The sequence below is a fragment of the Glaciihabitans sp. INWT7 genome, from assembly GCF_014217685.1.
GTDB lineage: Bacteria > Actinomycetota > Actinomycetes > Actinomycetales > Microbacteriaceae > Lacisediminihabitans.
The window spans coordinates 2,618,852-2,634,987 of record NZ_CP043653.1; the positions used below are offsets into that span (position 1 = coordinate 2,618,852).

The 16,136-nt window shown below is 66.4% G+C and carries 13 protein-coding genes; 1 reads left to right on the forward strand and 12 read right to left on the reverse strand.

All coding sequences use genetic code 11. From position 1 onward, the window contains the following. Positions 1 to 92: 92 nt before the first annotated feature. The 11 genes from F1C58_RS12645 to F1C58_RS12695 form a co-directional block, all read right to left on the reverse strand. Positions 93 to 1,058 carry a sortase gene (locus tag F1C58_RS12645; protein ID WP_185201438.1) on the reverse strand — a complete coding sequence of 322 codons (966 nt, stop codon included), beginning with the start codon at positions 1,056 to 1,058 and terminating at the stop codon, positions 93 to 95. Next, a complete protein-coding gene (locus F1C58_RS12650) occupies positions 1,055 to 1,816 on the reverse strand; it encodes a hypothetical protein (RefSeq protein ID WP_185201439.1) in 762 nt (253 codons plus the stop codon). Before F1C58_RS12650 ends, F1C58_RS12645 begins: the two co-directional genes overlap by 4 nt. Then, complete coding sequence (locus F1C58_RS12655; protein WP_185201440.1) at positions 1,813 to 2,955, reverse strand: hypothetical protein; 1,143 nt, start codon at positions 2,953 to 2,955, stop codon at positions 1,813 to 1,815. Before F1C58_RS12655 ends, F1C58_RS12650 begins: the two co-directional genes overlap by 4 nt. A gap of 88 nt (positions 2,956 to 3,043) precedes the next feature. Continuing rightward, positions 3,044 to 4,381, reverse strand: coding sequence for an Ig-like domain-containing protein (locus tag F1C58_RS12660; protein WP_185201441.1), 1,338 nt, complete (start codon positions 4,379 to 4,381; stop codon positions 3,044 to 3,046). A gap of 42 nt (positions 4,382 to 4,423) precedes the next feature. Further along, complete coding sequence (locus tag F1C58_RS12665) at positions 4,424 to 5,512, reverse strand: substrate-binding domain-containing protein (RefSeq protein WP_185201442.1); 1,089 nt, start codon at positions 5,510 to 5,512, stop codon at positions 4,424 to 4,426. A gap of 135 nt (positions 5,513 to 5,647) precedes the next feature. Beyond that, positions 5,648 to 8,359 (reverse strand): hypothetical protein, encoded by a 2,712-nt coding sequence (locus F1C58_RS12670; protein WP_185201443.1) that lies wholly within the window; start codon positions 8,357 to 8,359, stop codon positions 5,648 to 5,650. A gap of 10 nt (positions 8,360 to 8,369) precedes the next feature. Next, complete coding sequence (pstS, locus tag F1C58_RS12675; RefSeq protein ID WP_255461101.1) at positions 8,370 to 10,124, reverse strand: phosphate ABC transporter substrate-binding protein PstS; 1,755 nt, start codon at positions 10,122 to 10,124, stop codon at positions 8,370 to 8,372. A gap of 52 nt (positions 10,125 to 10,176) precedes the next feature. Beyond that, complete coding sequence (gene pstA, locus F1C58_RS12680; RefSeq protein ID WP_185201444.1) at positions 10,177 to 11,451, reverse strand: phosphate ABC transporter permease PstA; 1,275 nt, start codon at positions 11,449 to 11,451, stop codon at positions 10,177 to 10,179. Then, complete coding sequence (gene pstC / locus F1C58_RS12685; RefSeq protein ID WP_185201445.1) at positions 11,451 to 12,506, reverse strand: phosphate ABC transporter permease subunit PstC; 1,056 nt, start codon at positions 12,504 to 12,506, stop codon at positions 11,451 to 11,453. The genes pstA and pstC overlap by 1 nt, the downstream gene beginning before the upstream one ends. Beyond that, entirely contained in the window at positions 12,493 to 12,984 is a 492-nt protein-coding gene (locus F1C58_RS12690) for a hypothetical protein (protein WP_219731973.1), read from the reverse strand. Before F1C58_RS12690 ends, pstC begins: the two co-directional genes overlap by 14 nt. A gap of 149 nt (positions 12,985 to 13,133) precedes the next feature. Continuing rightward, complete coding sequence (locus F1C58_RS12695; RefSeq protein WP_185201447.1) at positions 13,134 to 13,817, reverse strand: TMEM175 family protein; 684 nt, start codon at positions 13,815 to 13,817, stop codon at positions 13,134 to 13,136. Between the two features lie 49 nt (positions 13,818 to 13,866). On the opposite strand from F1C58_RS12695, the gene F1C58_RS12700 reads away from it, so the two are divergent. Next, positions 13,867 to 15,126 (forward strand): cytochrome P450, encoded by a 1,260-nt coding sequence (locus F1C58_RS12700; protein WP_255461102.1) that lies wholly within the window; start codon positions 13,867 to 13,869, stop codon positions 15,124 to 15,126. Between the two features lie 68 nt (positions 15,127 to 15,194). Here the strand turns inward: F1C58_RS12700 and F1C58_RS12705 are convergent, their stop codons facing one another. After that, positions 15,195 to 16,136, reverse strand: coding sequence for an NAD(P)-dependent oxidoreductase (locus F1C58_RS12705; RefSeq protein WP_185201448.1), 942 nt, complete (start codon positions 16,134 to 16,136; stop codon positions 15,195 to 15,197).

Sequence of the window (16,136 nt, forward strand, 5' to 3'; positions counted from 1 at the left end):
CGTGGCGGCATCCGCGCGCATCCGCGCGGATTCAGCGTCGAGTCGGGCGTCGAGGGTGAGCGTGCTGTCAGGCATCGGGTTCTCCATGGTGGTCACAGTAGGTTTGCAAGGGTCGATATTGCAGAGTCGGCGGTGGCCGCTCCGAGGGCGAGCATCAGCGGGATGCCGACGATCCAGGTCTGCCAGACTCCCCAGCGAGCGCGCGCCCAGCGCAGAGCGATCGCTCCCACGATGAGCCATTGCATCCAGAAGAATGTGGCGAACCAGGAACTCGAATCATCGGCGAGCGCCAGTTCTGAGGGATCGAGCACCTCCTTCGTGAAGACGGGAGAGGGCGTATCCTGCACCTTCGAATCGAGGGCGGCGTCGATGTGCAGCGCGCCGGACGGAGTGAGTGGCAACCCATCCGCCGTCACCAGCTCGAGGCGGCCCTTTTCCGGCGCGAGAGCCTCCGGAAGCGGGTCGCCATCCCTTCGGATGCCGAAGACTGTGAACTTTTGCTTTCCCTGCCCGGTGACCACGGAGATCTTGTCGCCGGGCGCGAGATCCCTGAGGGTGCCGAAAGGTCCGCCGTAGGTGGTCTGACGCCCCATGATCACACTGGTGCCGGCCTGGCCGGGGAAGACGGAGTCACGGCGGTGCCCCGGTCCACTGGTAAGGTCACTCGGGCGAGTTCCCTGCACGATCACCTCCGAGACACCGATGCTCGGAATGGTGATGGTGCCGATCGGGGTGCCGAAGGGCACGAGCTTCTCATCGAAGTCCAGTTGCCCCAGGGGCGTCTCCGCCTTGGCGAGGCTCGTACGCAGCTCTTCGTAGAGAAGGTGCTGGGAACGCAGGTGTTGGAGTACTCCGACACCGGTGACGTGACCGACGAACCCGAGCAGCAACCCGGCCACGACGAACCAGACGACACCGATCCACCAGCGGATCTGGGTCGGCCCCGGCGCCGGGGCCTTTGCGCGGGGTTTCTTCGGAGGCTTCCGCAGCCAGAACGGAAGCTTCGGCGGCGGGGACCCGGGTGGCGCGACGGGTGCCGGAGCAGCGAGCACTGTCATGATGCGACCTCCGGGAGACCTGCCTGGCCGAAGAGGCGAGCGATGCTGGATCGGAAGGCGACCAGCGAAACGATCAGGAGCAGCAACAGCAGTATTCCGATGCCAATGAGCCACCAGGTGGACGAGATCGGCCCGATCGCCGCGACCGCGGTCACGACCACAAGAACGCCGTTCGACGCATGGTGGGAGACCCAGCCGGTCGCCTCGATCGTGTGCGGTCCGGTCTTCGTGTCGACAGGCACCGAGAAGGTCGTGCTGATCACGCCGTTCGCGTCGGCCGTGTAGCTGCCGATGATCACCGGGGTGGGATACAGCACGAACTGCACCTGTTCCCCCGGCATGTATCCCTTGCCGGTGGCCTGCACTTTGTCTCCCGCTCTGACCCGCGCCGGAGTCAGGGTGAGCGGATCCGCCTTGGGCACCGGCTGGGCCCCCGGCACGGGCGCACCGGCGGCACCGGCGGCTGCCGTCTGAGGGGTGATCGCTGCAGCGGGCGCGGTGCCTCGGCTCGGCCGGCCTCCGCCGGACGTGCTCACGAGCCCGGATCCCGACCCGCTCGAGAAGGAGGGTGCCGCGCTCGGCGCGCAGGTATCGGTGGGAGTCGGGGTCGGATCCCCGATCTGCAACTCGATACCGGACGAGGTCTGGCTCGGGTTCGGCGTCGGCGTCGAGCAAGCCGCAACGGCCGCTCCCCCTGCGGCAAGGCAACCGAAGACCACGACCGCCGCCAGCACGGTTGCGAGCGCAGCAGCTCTCATCGGGTCGGCACCGTCTCGGTGAGTTCGGCAGCCTGCGCCGCGCTCTCCCGGGCTTCGGCGGCGGCCTGGTCGACGGCGGCGTAGAACTGGGCGCGGGTGGTGCGCACGTACCGAGCAGCGAGGAAGACGAGCACCCCAAGGAGTACCACGATGGCGAGCAGGGTCCAGGTCACGGCGACGGAGAGCGTGGTGGCCGAGACCGTGGTGAACTTCACGTCGGCGTTCGGGTCGATCGTCTCATCCGTCGCTGTCGTGGAGGGGCTCGTCGTCTTCGCGGGCACGATGCCCGCCGGGCCCGGGCTGAGCGTCACCGTCGACCAAGCGAGGAGCAGCGCCCCTACTCCCGACATCCGGCTGACGATGTGCGCCGACTGCCCGGGGAGCAGGTTATGCACGGTGGGCGGCGACACCTCACCGAGGGGGATTCCGAAGGGTCCGACGACATTCAGCTTCTGACCGATGTCGAGACGGATGTTTCCGCGATTCGCGACCGAGTAGTCGACGTCGACCGTACCGGGGGCGAAGGGATTGAGGGAGGGGGTGAACGAGGTGACGAATCCTGTCGCGGTCACCCGTGGCGAGACCGCTCCCGAGACCCGGAGGTTGATCCGCGCGCCGACGCGCTGGTCGACAAGAACGGTCTGGCCCTTGCTGGTGCCGGTGGTGGTGCTCGAGGCGACGATCCCTGCCGAATGGTCCCCGGGGCTGGCGTCGGACGGCACGAGCATGGTGAACGGGATGGTGGCCTGGGTACCCGGTTCGAGGTGCAGGGTGGCGACATCCAGGGTGATCCAGGCACCGAGGTCGGAGGACTTCGTAGCCCGTGCCACGAGACTGAGGTCACCGGTCTCGCGGTCGTTGATCGCATCCGCCGCGTAGACGGCGAAGTCGGCGGACACTTTCCCGGAGTTGATCACGACCACGGTGTCGTTCACTTGCGTCCCCGGGTCGGTTGCGTAGCCGAACGCGGCGCGCGCGCCCTTCGAGTCATCGGACGGCTTTACGCTCCAGGTGATCGGGTCGGCGGCTGCCGCCGAGGCGCCGGGCGCCGGAGACGCGGCGAGGGCTGGTACGGCCGCGAACGGCGCAAGCGCCAGCAGGAGTGCGGCGAAGACGGAGAGCGGGGCGGAGGAACGCATGATCACCAATCGAGGGAGGGTGGAAGGGGTGGAGGGGGCTGGGGCCATCGGTTGTGGACCCGGCCCCCTCCGGTGGAGATGTGCTGACTTAGAGGAGCGTCAGCGTGAGGGTTGCCGTGTAGAGCCCACCGGGCGTGTTGCCCGGCGCGGCGAGGTTGAGCTTGGCTCCGACGACGGTGCTGGTGATGCCGTCGACGACCGAGCCAGTGGAGAGGGCACTCGCGGTCTTCAGCCCGTTGGCCGAACCGGGAGCTGGCAGCACCTCGGCGCCGGCGACTCCCGCATTGGAGGTGCCGACGAGAGCCGGCTTCCAACCCAGGTACTTGCCATCGATGACCTTCGTGCCGGAGGTGAAGTCGGTGGCGACTCCGGTGAGGCTCCAGCTCGAGGATCCGAGCTGGCGGGTGTCCGTGATGGTGATCGGGCCGAGGTCACCCGAGGCCTTGAACAGTCCGCCGGTGAGGACCGCCTGTCCGAGCGAGATGGTGCTCTGGAGGCCCGCGTACGAGAGCACTCCGGTTCCGGTCGGAACGGTCACGTCGATGACGGTCTGGCCTGGTGCGGCGGCGACCGGCGGCACGACGACAGTTGCAACACCGGAGAGAGCCGAGTTGGCCCATCCGACGGTGTCGCTGCTGAGGTACTTGGCCGTGATCGCGTGGGAGCCGACGGACAGCGCGCCAGAGGTGAACGATGCGACTCCGGCAGCGACCGGAGCCGTACCGAGCACCGTCGTGCCCTCGAGGAACTGGACGGCTCCAGGAGCGGCGGTGGCGGTGGCGTTCGTCGAGTCCTTCACGGTGGCCGTGAGGGCCGCCGTGTTGGCACCGGCGAGCGCACCGGTCAGCGAGACCGTGGTGGCTTGCGCGGGGACGGGAACGACGACAGAGGAGCCGACCTTCCAGTCACCGTTGGCGTTGATCGACATGGCGAGGGAGAAATACTTGTCCGTCGTGTAGTTGCGGTTGAAGTTGTCCGCGTAGCAGTAGACGCGCAGTTCGAAATTCGCATCCGTTGTGCCGACACCGTTGACGATCGTTCCCTGCGTGGTGGCATTGAGCGAACGGTTGGAGAGGTAGCCGTTGGTCGGCGCGATCAGGCGGTCGCCGTGGATCGCGTTGCCCGTGAAGCCCCAGTCGCCGTATGGGCTCGCCGAGTTGCGGGTGAGCGAAACAGATCCGAGGCGGGTGGTGCCCTGGAAGATCTGCGTGTCGCTCGTGTCGCGGTAGCCCACCGGGCAACCCGTCGAGACGTCGATGCTGTTGAGGAAGTCCACATCGGCCGAGTTTCCGGTGGTGGGGGTGATGGTGATGGTGCCATTGGTCAGCTGGTCGGCCGAGGCGGCCTGCGCGGAGAACGCGAGGCCACCCGTCACAAGGGCGCCGACGACCGCGAGGGACGCGATCTTCTTGAGGGATTTATTCATGATTCGACTTTTTCCTTTGGGGGGTTCGTGTGGGAATCGGAATTAGTACTTGAAGCCCTGCTTGGCCGTGGTGGTGCCACAGGCCGCGCCGGTGAGGGGGGCGAATCCGTAGTTACGGATGATGGTCGGGTTGGCACACACCGCAGAGGTCGAACCGACGAACGCGGCCGCGATGGCCGGCTCGGCCAGGCGCGAGGTCTGAACCACGTTGTAGACAGACCGCGTGACCGGGAAGCTGGTGTTCAGCACGTTCACGCCGTTCGACAGAACGATGGGCTTGACGCTCGAGATGCGACCGAGGTCGATCACGCCGCGACGCTCGTCGACGGTCGTCGGCAGCGTCTTGTAGTTGCTCTGCGAGAGGTACTGGGCGACCGAGAATGGCACGATCGCACCGGCGCCACGGATGAGGTTGCCATCGTGCTCCTGGACGCTCACCCCTCCGACGGTGTCGGTGGCGCAGCCGGCGACCTGGGTCTCGGTGAGACCGATGGTCGACAGGAAGAACTTGCGCGTACCGGATCCGGCCTGCGGAAGCAGCGGCGTGATGGTCACCGGGTCGCCGTTGCCGTCCAGGTAGGAGGTCACGGCGCAGCGGTAGATGTTGCGGAGAGTGAACGGCTTGATGGCCGCCGAATCCTGCGCAGCGGAGCCGACCGCGATGTCGCGGGGGAAGTCGCTCGCCGAGTTCACGGCGAAGGTCACCGCGTCCTTGGCGAACGGGATGAAGGTGAGGTCGGTGCCCGGGAGGGCGCTGTCCGGCCCGCTGGAGCTGCGGGCGAAGTCGACCTGGCCGACGATGTTGACGCCGTTCCAGAGGTGGCCACCGGTGGTGTCGGCCGAGGCACTGAGCGCCTGCTGGCCGGCGCCCGAGCCATCCGGACGCTTGAAGGCGTTACCGCCCGCGGTGGTCTGGATGGTCGCGGTGCCCTGAGCGTCATACGATCCGATGCTCGGGATGACCGTCGACAGACCGTTCATGACGTCCTGGATGGTATCGGAACCGACACCGTTCAGCGCCTTGAACCCGGCCGGGTTCGGGTCGGCCGAGGCCGCGACCGTACCGAATGCCAGGCCCGCGAGCGCGAGCGTGGCAACCACGCCGAGGCGCAGCTTGTTCTTCTTCAACATTGAGATACCAATCTTTTTTGATATGGTGCCCGGGTAGTTCCGTCCGATTTGGACGTGCCCCTCACTGGCTTTGCGGTTCGGTGAGGGGCATCCTTTCGTTCCGGGGCAAAGCGGACCGAAAGAAGCTGTGGGTGGCTAGAGGAACCCTCTCCTCTTGAAGAGCATCGGCGCGAAGAGCACGCCCGCGGCTCCCATGCCGAGTGAAAGAGCGAGGCCCGAACGCGCGATCACGTTGTCGGACGCGGATGCCGTGCGTGCATTCCCGTCGTCACGGACCGCAGGGGCCGTCAGCGAGGGATCGGCTCCGGCCGCTCCCCCGGCGATGGCCCCGCTTTCGTCGAAGCTTGAGATGTTTCCTCCCGCGTAGTCGCCGGTCTCCGGGGTGGAGCTGTCGGAGGTCGAGTCGACCGCGTTCGCCGGGATGAAGGCTCGAATCGCCGTGACGCTCTGGGCGGCCTGGGCGGCCATCGCGCTGGTGATCGGCAGGTAGCCCGCGGGCAGCTCGCCCGGCTCGGTACCGGGCACCTGCCCCGTCGTGGTGATCTGTGCGATCAGGCTCGAGATCGACTTGCGGTTCGCGGCCGTGCTGAGCGTGAGGTTCACGTCGGCGTAGGTGACGACGGTGAGCGGATAGCCGGGGGCGGTCACCGCGGCCGGGTCCACCTGGGTGACCCGTTCGTCGCTTGTCGGGCGGAGCGCCGCGAGCGCGGCGGCGAGCCCCTCCTTGGTCGGGTCGGTCAGCGTCGTGCTGTTCGCGGCCCGGATCGAGGCAATGTTCAGTCCATACCGCGCCGCAGACGGAGTGTCCGTGATCGCGATCATGAACTTCTGACCCGGCACCTGGGCTCCGCTAGAGACCCAGTCGCCCTTCTCACCGGCCGGGTTGAACTTGGTCGGATCCCAGATGGTTTTGGAGTTCGGATCCGCGCGGAACGCCGTCCGTGCCGCACTGAGCAGGTTGTCGACGTAGGGGGCGAACTGGATCGAGTCGAACGGCCGCACCTGCCCGTTGACGAGGACGAGCGGCGACTTCGTGAGGTCGGCCTTGATGAAGGTGTCAAGCGGCACGGTCGAAAGTGAGAGCGGCGAATCGTCGATGTTCTTCAGCCCAACCGGAGAGAGGGCGCGCGCATCGCCGGCGAGTACGTAGTCGCCCTTCGCATCGAAGCTCGGCACCAGGGCCCGAGCATCGCCGAATGGGAGGTAGTAGGGGTTGATGCCCATGCCCCATTCGTCCGGAGTACCCGCTAGGAACGCTGCGGCATCTTTATCGGCCTCGAGCCATTTCCAAACCTGGCGCACCGCATCCGATCCCGACGGTCCGGGAAGCACGATGCTCGGGTTCTGCTGGAAGAAGCGAGCGGTGTCGGGGTTGAGCTTCTGGAATTCTGGGTCGTCGCTGAGCAGGCGGTAGGGCCGGCTGGTGTTCTTCGGCACGGTCAAGTGCGCGACCGGCTTGGAGGGGTCGTCGCTCGTGGAGACCGGCACCTGAAAGCCATAGGACTGGGTCAGGAGTTTCGCCACAAGGCGGGGCGAGAGGTTGAGCTGAGTCTGTCGACCTTCGTCGAACTCGGCGAGGAAGGCGATCGCCACCCCCGAGACCGCCACCGGGGCATAGCTGAGCTTCGTGGTGGCGAGAGTCTGGCGAGCCTCGTTGGTGGTCTGCTCGCCGGGACTCAATGGCTGGCTCGAGTAAGCCACAGCGGCCTGTCCCTCGAGCAACTGGTGGCGTGCGATCGAGTCGGGATTGGTCGAGAAGCTGTAGGTGGTCTTCTGCTTGGAGCAGAGATCCGGCTGCCAGGAGCTCATCACCCCCACCATCAGCTGCGAGCCGATCACCCGCTGCTCCGCACTTCCCACGGCGCAGCGCGATCCGACAGGTGCGAAGTCCAGCGGGACGACGACCCGGTTGTCCCAGTAGTCGCAGTTCGGATTGACGGGGCTGCCGGCCTGGAGAGCGTTCTTCTGCCACTTCGTATAGGTCGTGCTTCCGTCGCCCGCGGGATCCGGGAACTGGCTGCACTTGTTGTCGCCGCCGAAGACGGTGCCGCGCGGTACCACGACCAGCCAGCACCGCAGGTGGCCGTCCGTTCCGCAGCCCAACTGGGGCGCGGTGTCTGCTGTCTGGGGTTCGAAGTCGAACGACCCGGTGCCGTCGGTGCCGACACGGGCTGTGGTCACCTCATTGGAGGTGGCCGGGTTGAAGTAGTCGAGGATGGCGTAGCCGCCCGCGACCGGTTTGCCTGCCACGGACTTGCCCTGCACCGTGACGAAGGGGTTATCGACGGCGTTGGTGTTGTTCGGGTCGATATCGATGGTGCCGACCCGCAGGGTGGTGTCGGGGAAAGCGGAGGAGCCGAGTCCGTTGTTGCCGGACGGCGTGTACCGGCCGCCCCACTGGCAGGTCTGCCGGAAGTTGTCGGCCTTCGGGTCGCCCCAGCACTGCATCGCCTGGAGGAAGTTCTGGGCGTTGGAAGCGAAGACCGAGGACCCGTTGACCCGGGTGGAGTCACGCGTGCCCACCCCGGTGGCGAAGCCCGTGACCGAGACGCTGATCGCCTGGTCGATGAGACCCGAGGTCTGGGAGACCGAGATCGAGAGGTTCTTCATCTCGCCGTAGTGTCCGCTCGACGCGTCCCGTGCCGGCTGCTCTGCCGCGGCACTCGAATCGTCGGCGAGCCATTTCGCGGTCAGGGCCGAGGATGTCGCTGCCGCGGCATCCGCACTCTGGCGGCCGATCGAATCCAGCGAGACGAGTCCGGCTACGGCGAGCGCCACGATGGCGAGGGAGACAGCGCGCACCACGCCGGCGCGCGAGAATCTCACGCGGGGGCGGGGGCTCGACATGGCGCTCACGTTATGAGTCCGAAGGTGAAGCATCGGCACGGCCGCGTGACGTAAAACGGGCCGGAAGGTGAACAATTGGCTTCGCCTGCTTTCGCGGACGTGAGGCCTTCGTCGGACCTCGTGGGGCGCCAGCCATCGCCGCCCGTCGTCGGCCGATGAGTGGCGGTAGCAGCATCAGGAGAAGGAGCAGGAGGCCCGCTCCGCTCATCAGGAGTATCGCCGGCATCCCCAGTGCCTGGCCTGGCAGCTCGACGGGCGAACCGGCGACGATTCGCGAGGCAGAGCTGGTGAGGTCGATCACCGCGCTGCCGTTCTTATCCACCGTTGCAGCACCACCACCCGACGCGCCCGCGGCGCCAGCGGCACCGCCCGCAGTGGGCGCAGCCGCTCCGGCCTTGCCGCCAGAGGCACCCCCCGTGCCAGCGCTGGCTGCCGTCGAACCCTTGCTCCCGCCCGTGCCCGTGAGGCACTGGTCGGCGCCCTTCTTGTCACAGGCCTGGGGCTGCGGTGCTGTCGCGGCGAGCTTGTTGGTGCCATCCGCGGAGAAGGTGGGGTTGTTGCATCCGCTGGTGTCCTTGTTCTTCGGGTTGCCCCCGGGGATCTTCAACACCTGCTTCAAGCCGGCCTGGGCAAGGTTGATGGGGAGGGGTGAGTAGCCGAGCACCTCGGCCTGCTGCTGGCCCTCGCAGAGGAAGTACGACGCGAAGTCGGCGAGGGTCAGGCCTTTGTCTTCGGTGAAGCCGTTCTGAAGGGCGGTGGGGATGATCATGTACGAATACGACGACAGCGGATAGGTGCGCGGATCTGCGCTCGTATAGACCGCCTTGAGCTGGGAGGTCAGGTAGTCCGGCGAGGTCGGATCCTCGTTGATCACTGCGGACAGAAGGGCGACCGCGACGTTCGAGGCGGTCGGCTCGGTGTAGTAGCCGGCCGAGTTGAGGATCTTCGCCACCGGGAATCCGGAGTTGAGCGCGTAGGAGTATTCGACGTAGGTGATCGCTCCTGCCGACTGGGTCTGGGCCGTGTAGCCGGCGACGCCGTTGGAGCCCGACTGCGCCACGAAGGACGAGCCGGCGACCGTCGGATAGTTGGACGTGATGCCGCAGTTGCTTCGACCCGCTTTGGCGCAGTACGCGCTCCAGATCGAGGGGTACTGCGACCGCATCCACGAGGTGAACTGGGCGGTGGTGCCCGAGCCGTCGGATCGCACGACCGGCACGATCGGGGTGCCCGGCAGGGCGAGCTTCGGGTTGTCGGCCGCGATTGCCGGGTCGTTCCACTTGGTGATCACGCCGGTGAAGATCTTCGCGACGCTGTCACCGGAGAGCCGGAGGTTGGTGACACGCTTGCCCCCGATGACGAGGTTGTACATGAACGACGTGCCTCCGGCGACGATCGGCATGTACGCGAACTGGCGGGACGGACGGGGGTCGGTGCTGTCGCTGCCCGACAGCGCGTAGGGGATCTCGGAGACGGCGAAGTCGACCGTGCCTTGGCCGAACAGCTGCCGGCCGGCCGAGGACCCGGAGTCGTCGAAGGTGACCTTCCAGCGGTAGTTGTCGAACACGTTGCGGATCCACTGCTGCAGGGCATTCGCCGACCAGGTTGAGCCGGCACCGGACACCGGGTAGTAGGTCGAGCCGACGGCCTGGGCGGGCGCGGGGGCGGAGACCACCGGGATGGCCAGCATCGCGAAAGCGACGGTGACAGCAGTCGTCACGCGCAAGGCGCGCAGCACACGCCGTCGGGAGGTATGGGGGCTCACTGTGGGTCCTTCGGGAGTTCGGGAGGGCTTCGGGAAGAGTTCGGGAGACGAGCTAGCGGGACGGGGGTACCGGCGGGAGCTGGGGTGAGCTGGTTTTCCGCATCGCAGTCGTGGCTCGTGCGTCACGGCTGAGATACCGATAGCTGTCCTCCTGGGATTTGCGGGCACGGGTGCGACGCTGGCGGCTGGTCAGCTGGCCCGGGCCGCGCCCCCCTATGAGTCGCGCAATCGCGAACAGGATGACGACTAGCGCCATGAGCACAGCTGCCGTGCCGAAGCCGCGCGCGATCATGCTCGGCTCCGGGGACTTGACGAAGGTGAATGCGGTGAGGGGAAGCGACGTCATCGGACCGACGAGGGGGTTGAGGTTGAGGTATGTTGTCGCGCCCGCGGTCAGCAGAACCGGTGAGGTCTCGCCGATGCCGCGGGCCGTTCCGAGAATCACCGCGGTCGTGAGGCCCGATCTCGCGGTGGGCAGAGTGACATGCCAGACGGTGCGCCAGGTGGAGGCACCGAGCGCCCTAGATGCCTCTTTGAGGTTGCCGGGAACGAGACGCAACACGACATCCGCCGACCTGATGATGATGGGGAGCATCATCACTGTGATGGCAAGAGAGGCCGCGAATCCCGAACGATTGAAGCCGAGGAAGACGATCACCGTCGCATAGATGAAAAGGCCGGCCACGATCGAGGGCAGTGCCGTCATCGCCTCGACGACCGTGCGAACGAACCGTGAGTAGCGCCCGGGGAACTCGCTGAGAAAGACCGCGGTCGTCACCCCCAGCGGAATGCTGATTGTCAGGGCGATCGTGATCATGATCAGCGTTCCGGCGACAGCGTGGAGCACGCCTCCGCGGGTGACCGGGTCGAGCGGGCCCGCGTTGCTCATGTCTTGGGTGAAGAAGTTGAGGTGAGGCAGCGCCACGAGGCCTCTGCTGACGGTGTAGATCACCACCACAGCGAGCGCCAGAAGCATGAGGAATGCGAGTGACTGCACGATCACACTGATCACGCGGTCGCGAACCGCAGGACCGTTTTCGTCGAATGCCGTCAGCACTGTGAAAAGCGCCAAGAAAATCAGGTACGCGAGTACGACGAAGCCGAGGGCTCCCTGAAGCGGGAGCGCGAAGACGAACAACCACCCGGTAAGCCCGACGGCTGCTGCCGCGCAACCCACCGCGCGGATGACATCGACGACTCGGATGGTGCCCGTAGACCTCCGCACCTCGCGCTTGCCCGAGGCGGAGTCATTGGTCGGCTCCGGATGGGTCCAGGTTCGGGCGCTGGCCAGGGGGGAATCGGTGGATGCTTCGAGAAGGTTCGTCATCAGTCGCTCTGGCTCCCTGATCGGCTGCGGGCGATGATCGTCGAAGCGCCGAAATTCACGACGAGGGTCACCAGAAAGAGGGTGAGACCGGCTGCCATCAGCGCCGAGATCTCGAAGGCGGATGCCTCGTTGTAGCGAAGCGCGATGAGGGCGGCGATGGAGTTGGTCCCCTTCTCGAGAATGTGGGGCTGGATGACGAACACCGGCGAGATGATCAGATAGACCGCGATGGTCTCGCCGAGCGCCCGTCCGAGTCCGAGCATCGTGCCGCCGATGATGCCACCGCGTCCGAAGGGCAGAACCACGCTGCGGATCATGCCCCACCTGGTGGAGCCGAGAGCGAGGGCCCCCTCGCGCTCCCCGATCGGTGCCTGGGTGAAGACCTCCCGCATGATCGAGCTGGCGATAGGGGCGACCATCAGGCCGACCACGATGCCCGCGATGAAGGTCGATGCGCTGAACACCGTCGGGCTCGAGAGCGGGTCGTTCGGGTCGAAGCCCGAAACGGCGAAGATCGGAATCCAACCGAAGTAGGTGCTGATCCACTGCGAGAGCGGCAGGATCGCCGGGCTGAGGAAGAACACTCCCCACAGTCCGTAGACGACGCTAGGCACCGCCGCCATGAGGTCGACGATGCTCACCAGCACGCCACGAATCCGACCCGGTGCGTATTCGCTGATATAGAGCGCGGTTCCCAGCGCGAGTGGGACGGCGGTCACGAGCGCGGTCAGCGCGATGAAGAAAGTGCCGCTCAGCACCGCGGCGATTCCGAAGGTGCCGGAGTTCGGATTCCAGGACGGCTCCGTGAGAAATTTCGGCCCGGCCACGGAGAGAGCCTGATAACCACGAATAGCGAGGAACAGACCGACGAGCCCCATGACGATCAGCACGATCGTTCCGCTTCCGCTCGCCACCACCCGGAAAATCCGATCGGGAATGTCAGTGGCGGATCGGAGGGTGCGTGGCTTGTCGGCGGGCACCAGAGGGAGTGCCTCCGTGGCATCGACCTCCGCGAGGCGGTCCTTCAGGTCGGTCACGGGGTCACTGGGTGACATGTTCGTGATGTCCTCGGTGAACTTCGGGGTCGATCGGGCGCGCACCGGCCCCTAACTGAGAGCTGAACAGGGAGAGCTCCGCGAGCTCGATGGCGTTTCGCCGATCACGCTCGGTGCCGTACCAGCGGGCGCAGATCATCTCTACCTCGCCGTCGAGAGTGGAGTACCAGCCGTATTCACCCCGACGCTGGTGGCTGGTGAGAACGATTTCGCGCGACGCCGTCGATCCGCTGGCGGCGAGAGCATCCTTTTGGGCGTCTTCGAAGCGCTCGTAGAGGTTGGCACTACGGGCGAGCATCCGGTTGTTCGCGGAGACCAGGTGCCAGACCACGATGCATTCATCGAGCCCTGAAGCGACGGAGTTGACCACGCGCGGACCATGGCCGACAACACGATCGAAGTGATCGATCCACAGCTGGAGTTTCGGGCTCCGCGCCGTTGCAAAGCGCATAAAAACTATGCGAGAACCGACCGTCATGGTTCGGATTCCTTCGTGCTCGGGTAAGCACCCGGGGTGGGCACGAGAGGATTCAATATTCGGTGCTTGAACGCCTGCCCTCAGGGACGTGGCCAGCAACCTGCGTGAAGATGAACAACAGGAGTTTGACCTTCATATGGATGAACTTCTTAAAGTGCAAGCGGTTTCTTGGGTATCACACGGGGCTCAAAGCGGCCGACGATGATGTTGACGGGCAACAGTGCGATCCAGAAATAGAGGGCCCAGACCGCTCCGAAAATGAAACCGAGGGGGATCGAGAGCAGGAAGATCACCGGGGCCGTCAGGAGGTTGCGGCGGATGTAGCGATACATTCCGACATCCACCCTCTCGTCGAGATAGCCGCGCCGATGGGCGTAGGCCAGGAGTGCGAATTGCAACAGGCTGATCACGACGACATTGCCCGCATAGAGCACCACCGCCGGCATCGTGCTTCCGTATTCGCTGAGCAGACTGGTCGGGAATGGCACGAATGCGATGAAGAAGAGCAGCAGAAGATTCATCGAGACGAGCGAGCCGTCGAATCGGCGCATCAAGGCGAACATGCGGTGGTGCCCTGCCCAACTTGCTCCGATCACCGCGAAGCTGAGCCCGTAGGCCAGGAACTGCGGGAACTCGTCGCCGAGTGCCTTCCAGAGCTTCGGATCCAGCGTGGCCTGGGTCACCGACGGCCCATTGGCGATCACAGGCACGGTGATATCGATCACCAGGAGTGTCATGGCGATGGCGAACACCGCATCGCTGAAGAACTGAACTCGGTCGGAGTTCGAGCCATAACGGAGCACACGGTCATAGGCCCGGTTCGTTTCTCCCATGGCCCTCAGACTAGCGATCGGCTCTGCCCGCACCGGATAGGTTGAGCACGTGCCCGTTGCTGAGGACCTCACCGCCCCCGTCCACGAACGCCGACTGGCGCCGTGGCGGGACGGACGCGGCGCCGGAGCCGCCGCCCACGAGCACCGGCTGCTCACGGCCGCGCGGCCCGCACTCCCCTGGCTCAACTGGGTCGGCACCTTCGCCAAGCCACTGCTCCGGGTGCCGAGGCTCGGCTGGATCACGGCGGATCCGCTCACCGCGCGAGCGGTGCTCAACGACCCGGAGCACTTCACCCTGCTGAGCGAGGGCGGGGTCGGGCACCTCTGGGCGCAGATCCTCGGTGACTGGGTCTACGACCTCTTCGACGGCGCCGGGCACTACGACCTCCGAACCCGCAGCCGCGAACTCTTCACCGAGAAGACAAGTGTCTCGTTCGTGGCGACCGCCTGGGGTGATCGGATGACGCGTGCCCGGGCCTCCTTCGAGGCCGGTGAGCCGCTCGACGTGGCCGACCTCAGCCGCATCCTCGTCGGCCAGATGGTGGTCACCCTGCTCGGCATGAACGTTCCGGATGCCACGGACGAGACCTATCGCTCGATCTTCGAAACCGGTGAGGATCTCGCCGCTATCGCGCTCGGCACGACCTCCGACACCGTGCTCCCCGCCGAGAAGATCGCGAAGGCCCGGCAGATCGTGGAGAGGCTCACCGGCCACATCGACGCGTCTTTCGCCACCGCACCCTCCTCGTCCGTGATCGGCCGATGCCGCGATCTCGGGCTCTCGGTGCGGGAGACGAAGGGTCTCTCGACGCTGTTGATGGTCGCGGGCACCGAGACCGCGGCATCCGCCATGGCGCGCACCGCCGCCCTGCTCTTCGACACCGGAGAACAGCACCGGCTGATCGAGCATCCGGAGTTCACCGAGGGAGCCGTGCGGGAGGCGTTGCGAGTGACATCGCCCGCCCCAATCATCGGCCGGTCCGTTCTCGCCGACCTCGAGATCGGCGGTCGCACCCTCAGGGCAGGGGAACGCATCGTCGTGCTCACCTGGACCGCCAACAACCTCGCCGGTGAGTACCGTGTCGATCGCGCGTACATCCCGCAGAACCGCCAGCTCTGGTTCGGGGCCGGGCGGCACCTGTGCCTCGGCGGTCCGCTCGCCCGGGCGGAACTCACGGCGATGGTGCAGCTGCTGGTGGGCGACGGCACGCCGTTCCGGGTCGTCTCGCGAGAGTACGGCAAGCGGGTGCTGATTCCGGCCTATCGGTCCCTCGTGGTGCAGAAGGCCGGGTCTCGATACGGGCGCTGAGCGCCCTACTCGACCAGCACCCGGTGGTCGAGTAGCGAGCGTCAGTGAGCGTATCGAGACCCGCCCCGCTACCAGCGCTCGGCGCCGGCGAGGCTCGTGGAACGCGGGCGGTAGCCGAGCTGCTGCCGGGCCGCGGTCAGGTCGAGCGTTCGCTCGAGACCCAGCTGGCTCACCGCATAGCGGGTGACCCTGGGCCGACCGCGCCCGCTCATGCGATGACCGAGCTCGACGGCCGACGCGAACGCGAAGGCTGCGGCGTAGGGGATGCGGTGGAGGGTGACATCCGAACGCCCCTTCTTGGCGAGCAGCTCGGTGAGCACCTCGCTCAGAAGCACGGGGGCATCGTCCCCGATGTTGAAGACGCCGGTTGGCGCCCCCGGCTCGAGCGCCAGCATCACCGCAGCGACGAGGTTGTCGATGTGGGTGAGGCTGTGCTCGACGGCGGCGCCCTCCGGCAACGAGAGGCGGCCACGGCGGATACCCGCGAGCAGCCGGGGCAGGAGGGTCGTGTCTCCGGCACCGTAGACCGCGTGCGGACGCAGGATCACGGCCTCGGTGCCGACAAGCTGGGCCTCCGCGGCCGCTTTCGACTGCGAGTACGAGCTGAGGAATCGCGTCGCCGGCGCCTCCGCCTCGACCGCGTTGACGGTCGGCCCGAAGGCGTCGTACACGCTCGAGGTGGACAGATGCACGATGCGGGCCCCGGGGAAACTGCGCACGACATTGCGCGTTCCCTCACTGTTCGCCCGCATCGCCGTTTCCAGTGGCGCCCAGTCGTCGGCGAGGGCCGCGCAGTGCACGACGGCATCCACGTGCATGTCGGTCGTCAGCCGCCCTCGGGCGACGTCCCAGATGCGGTAGTGGCTGGCGTTGGCCACGTGGCTGCGATACGACCAGCCGCCGGGCGTGCGCCCATACCCGATCACCTCGTGATCGAGCTCGGGCATCGCGAGGGCCGACGCGATGACGCCGCCGATGAAACCGCTCGCGCCGGTGACCGCGATCCGCAT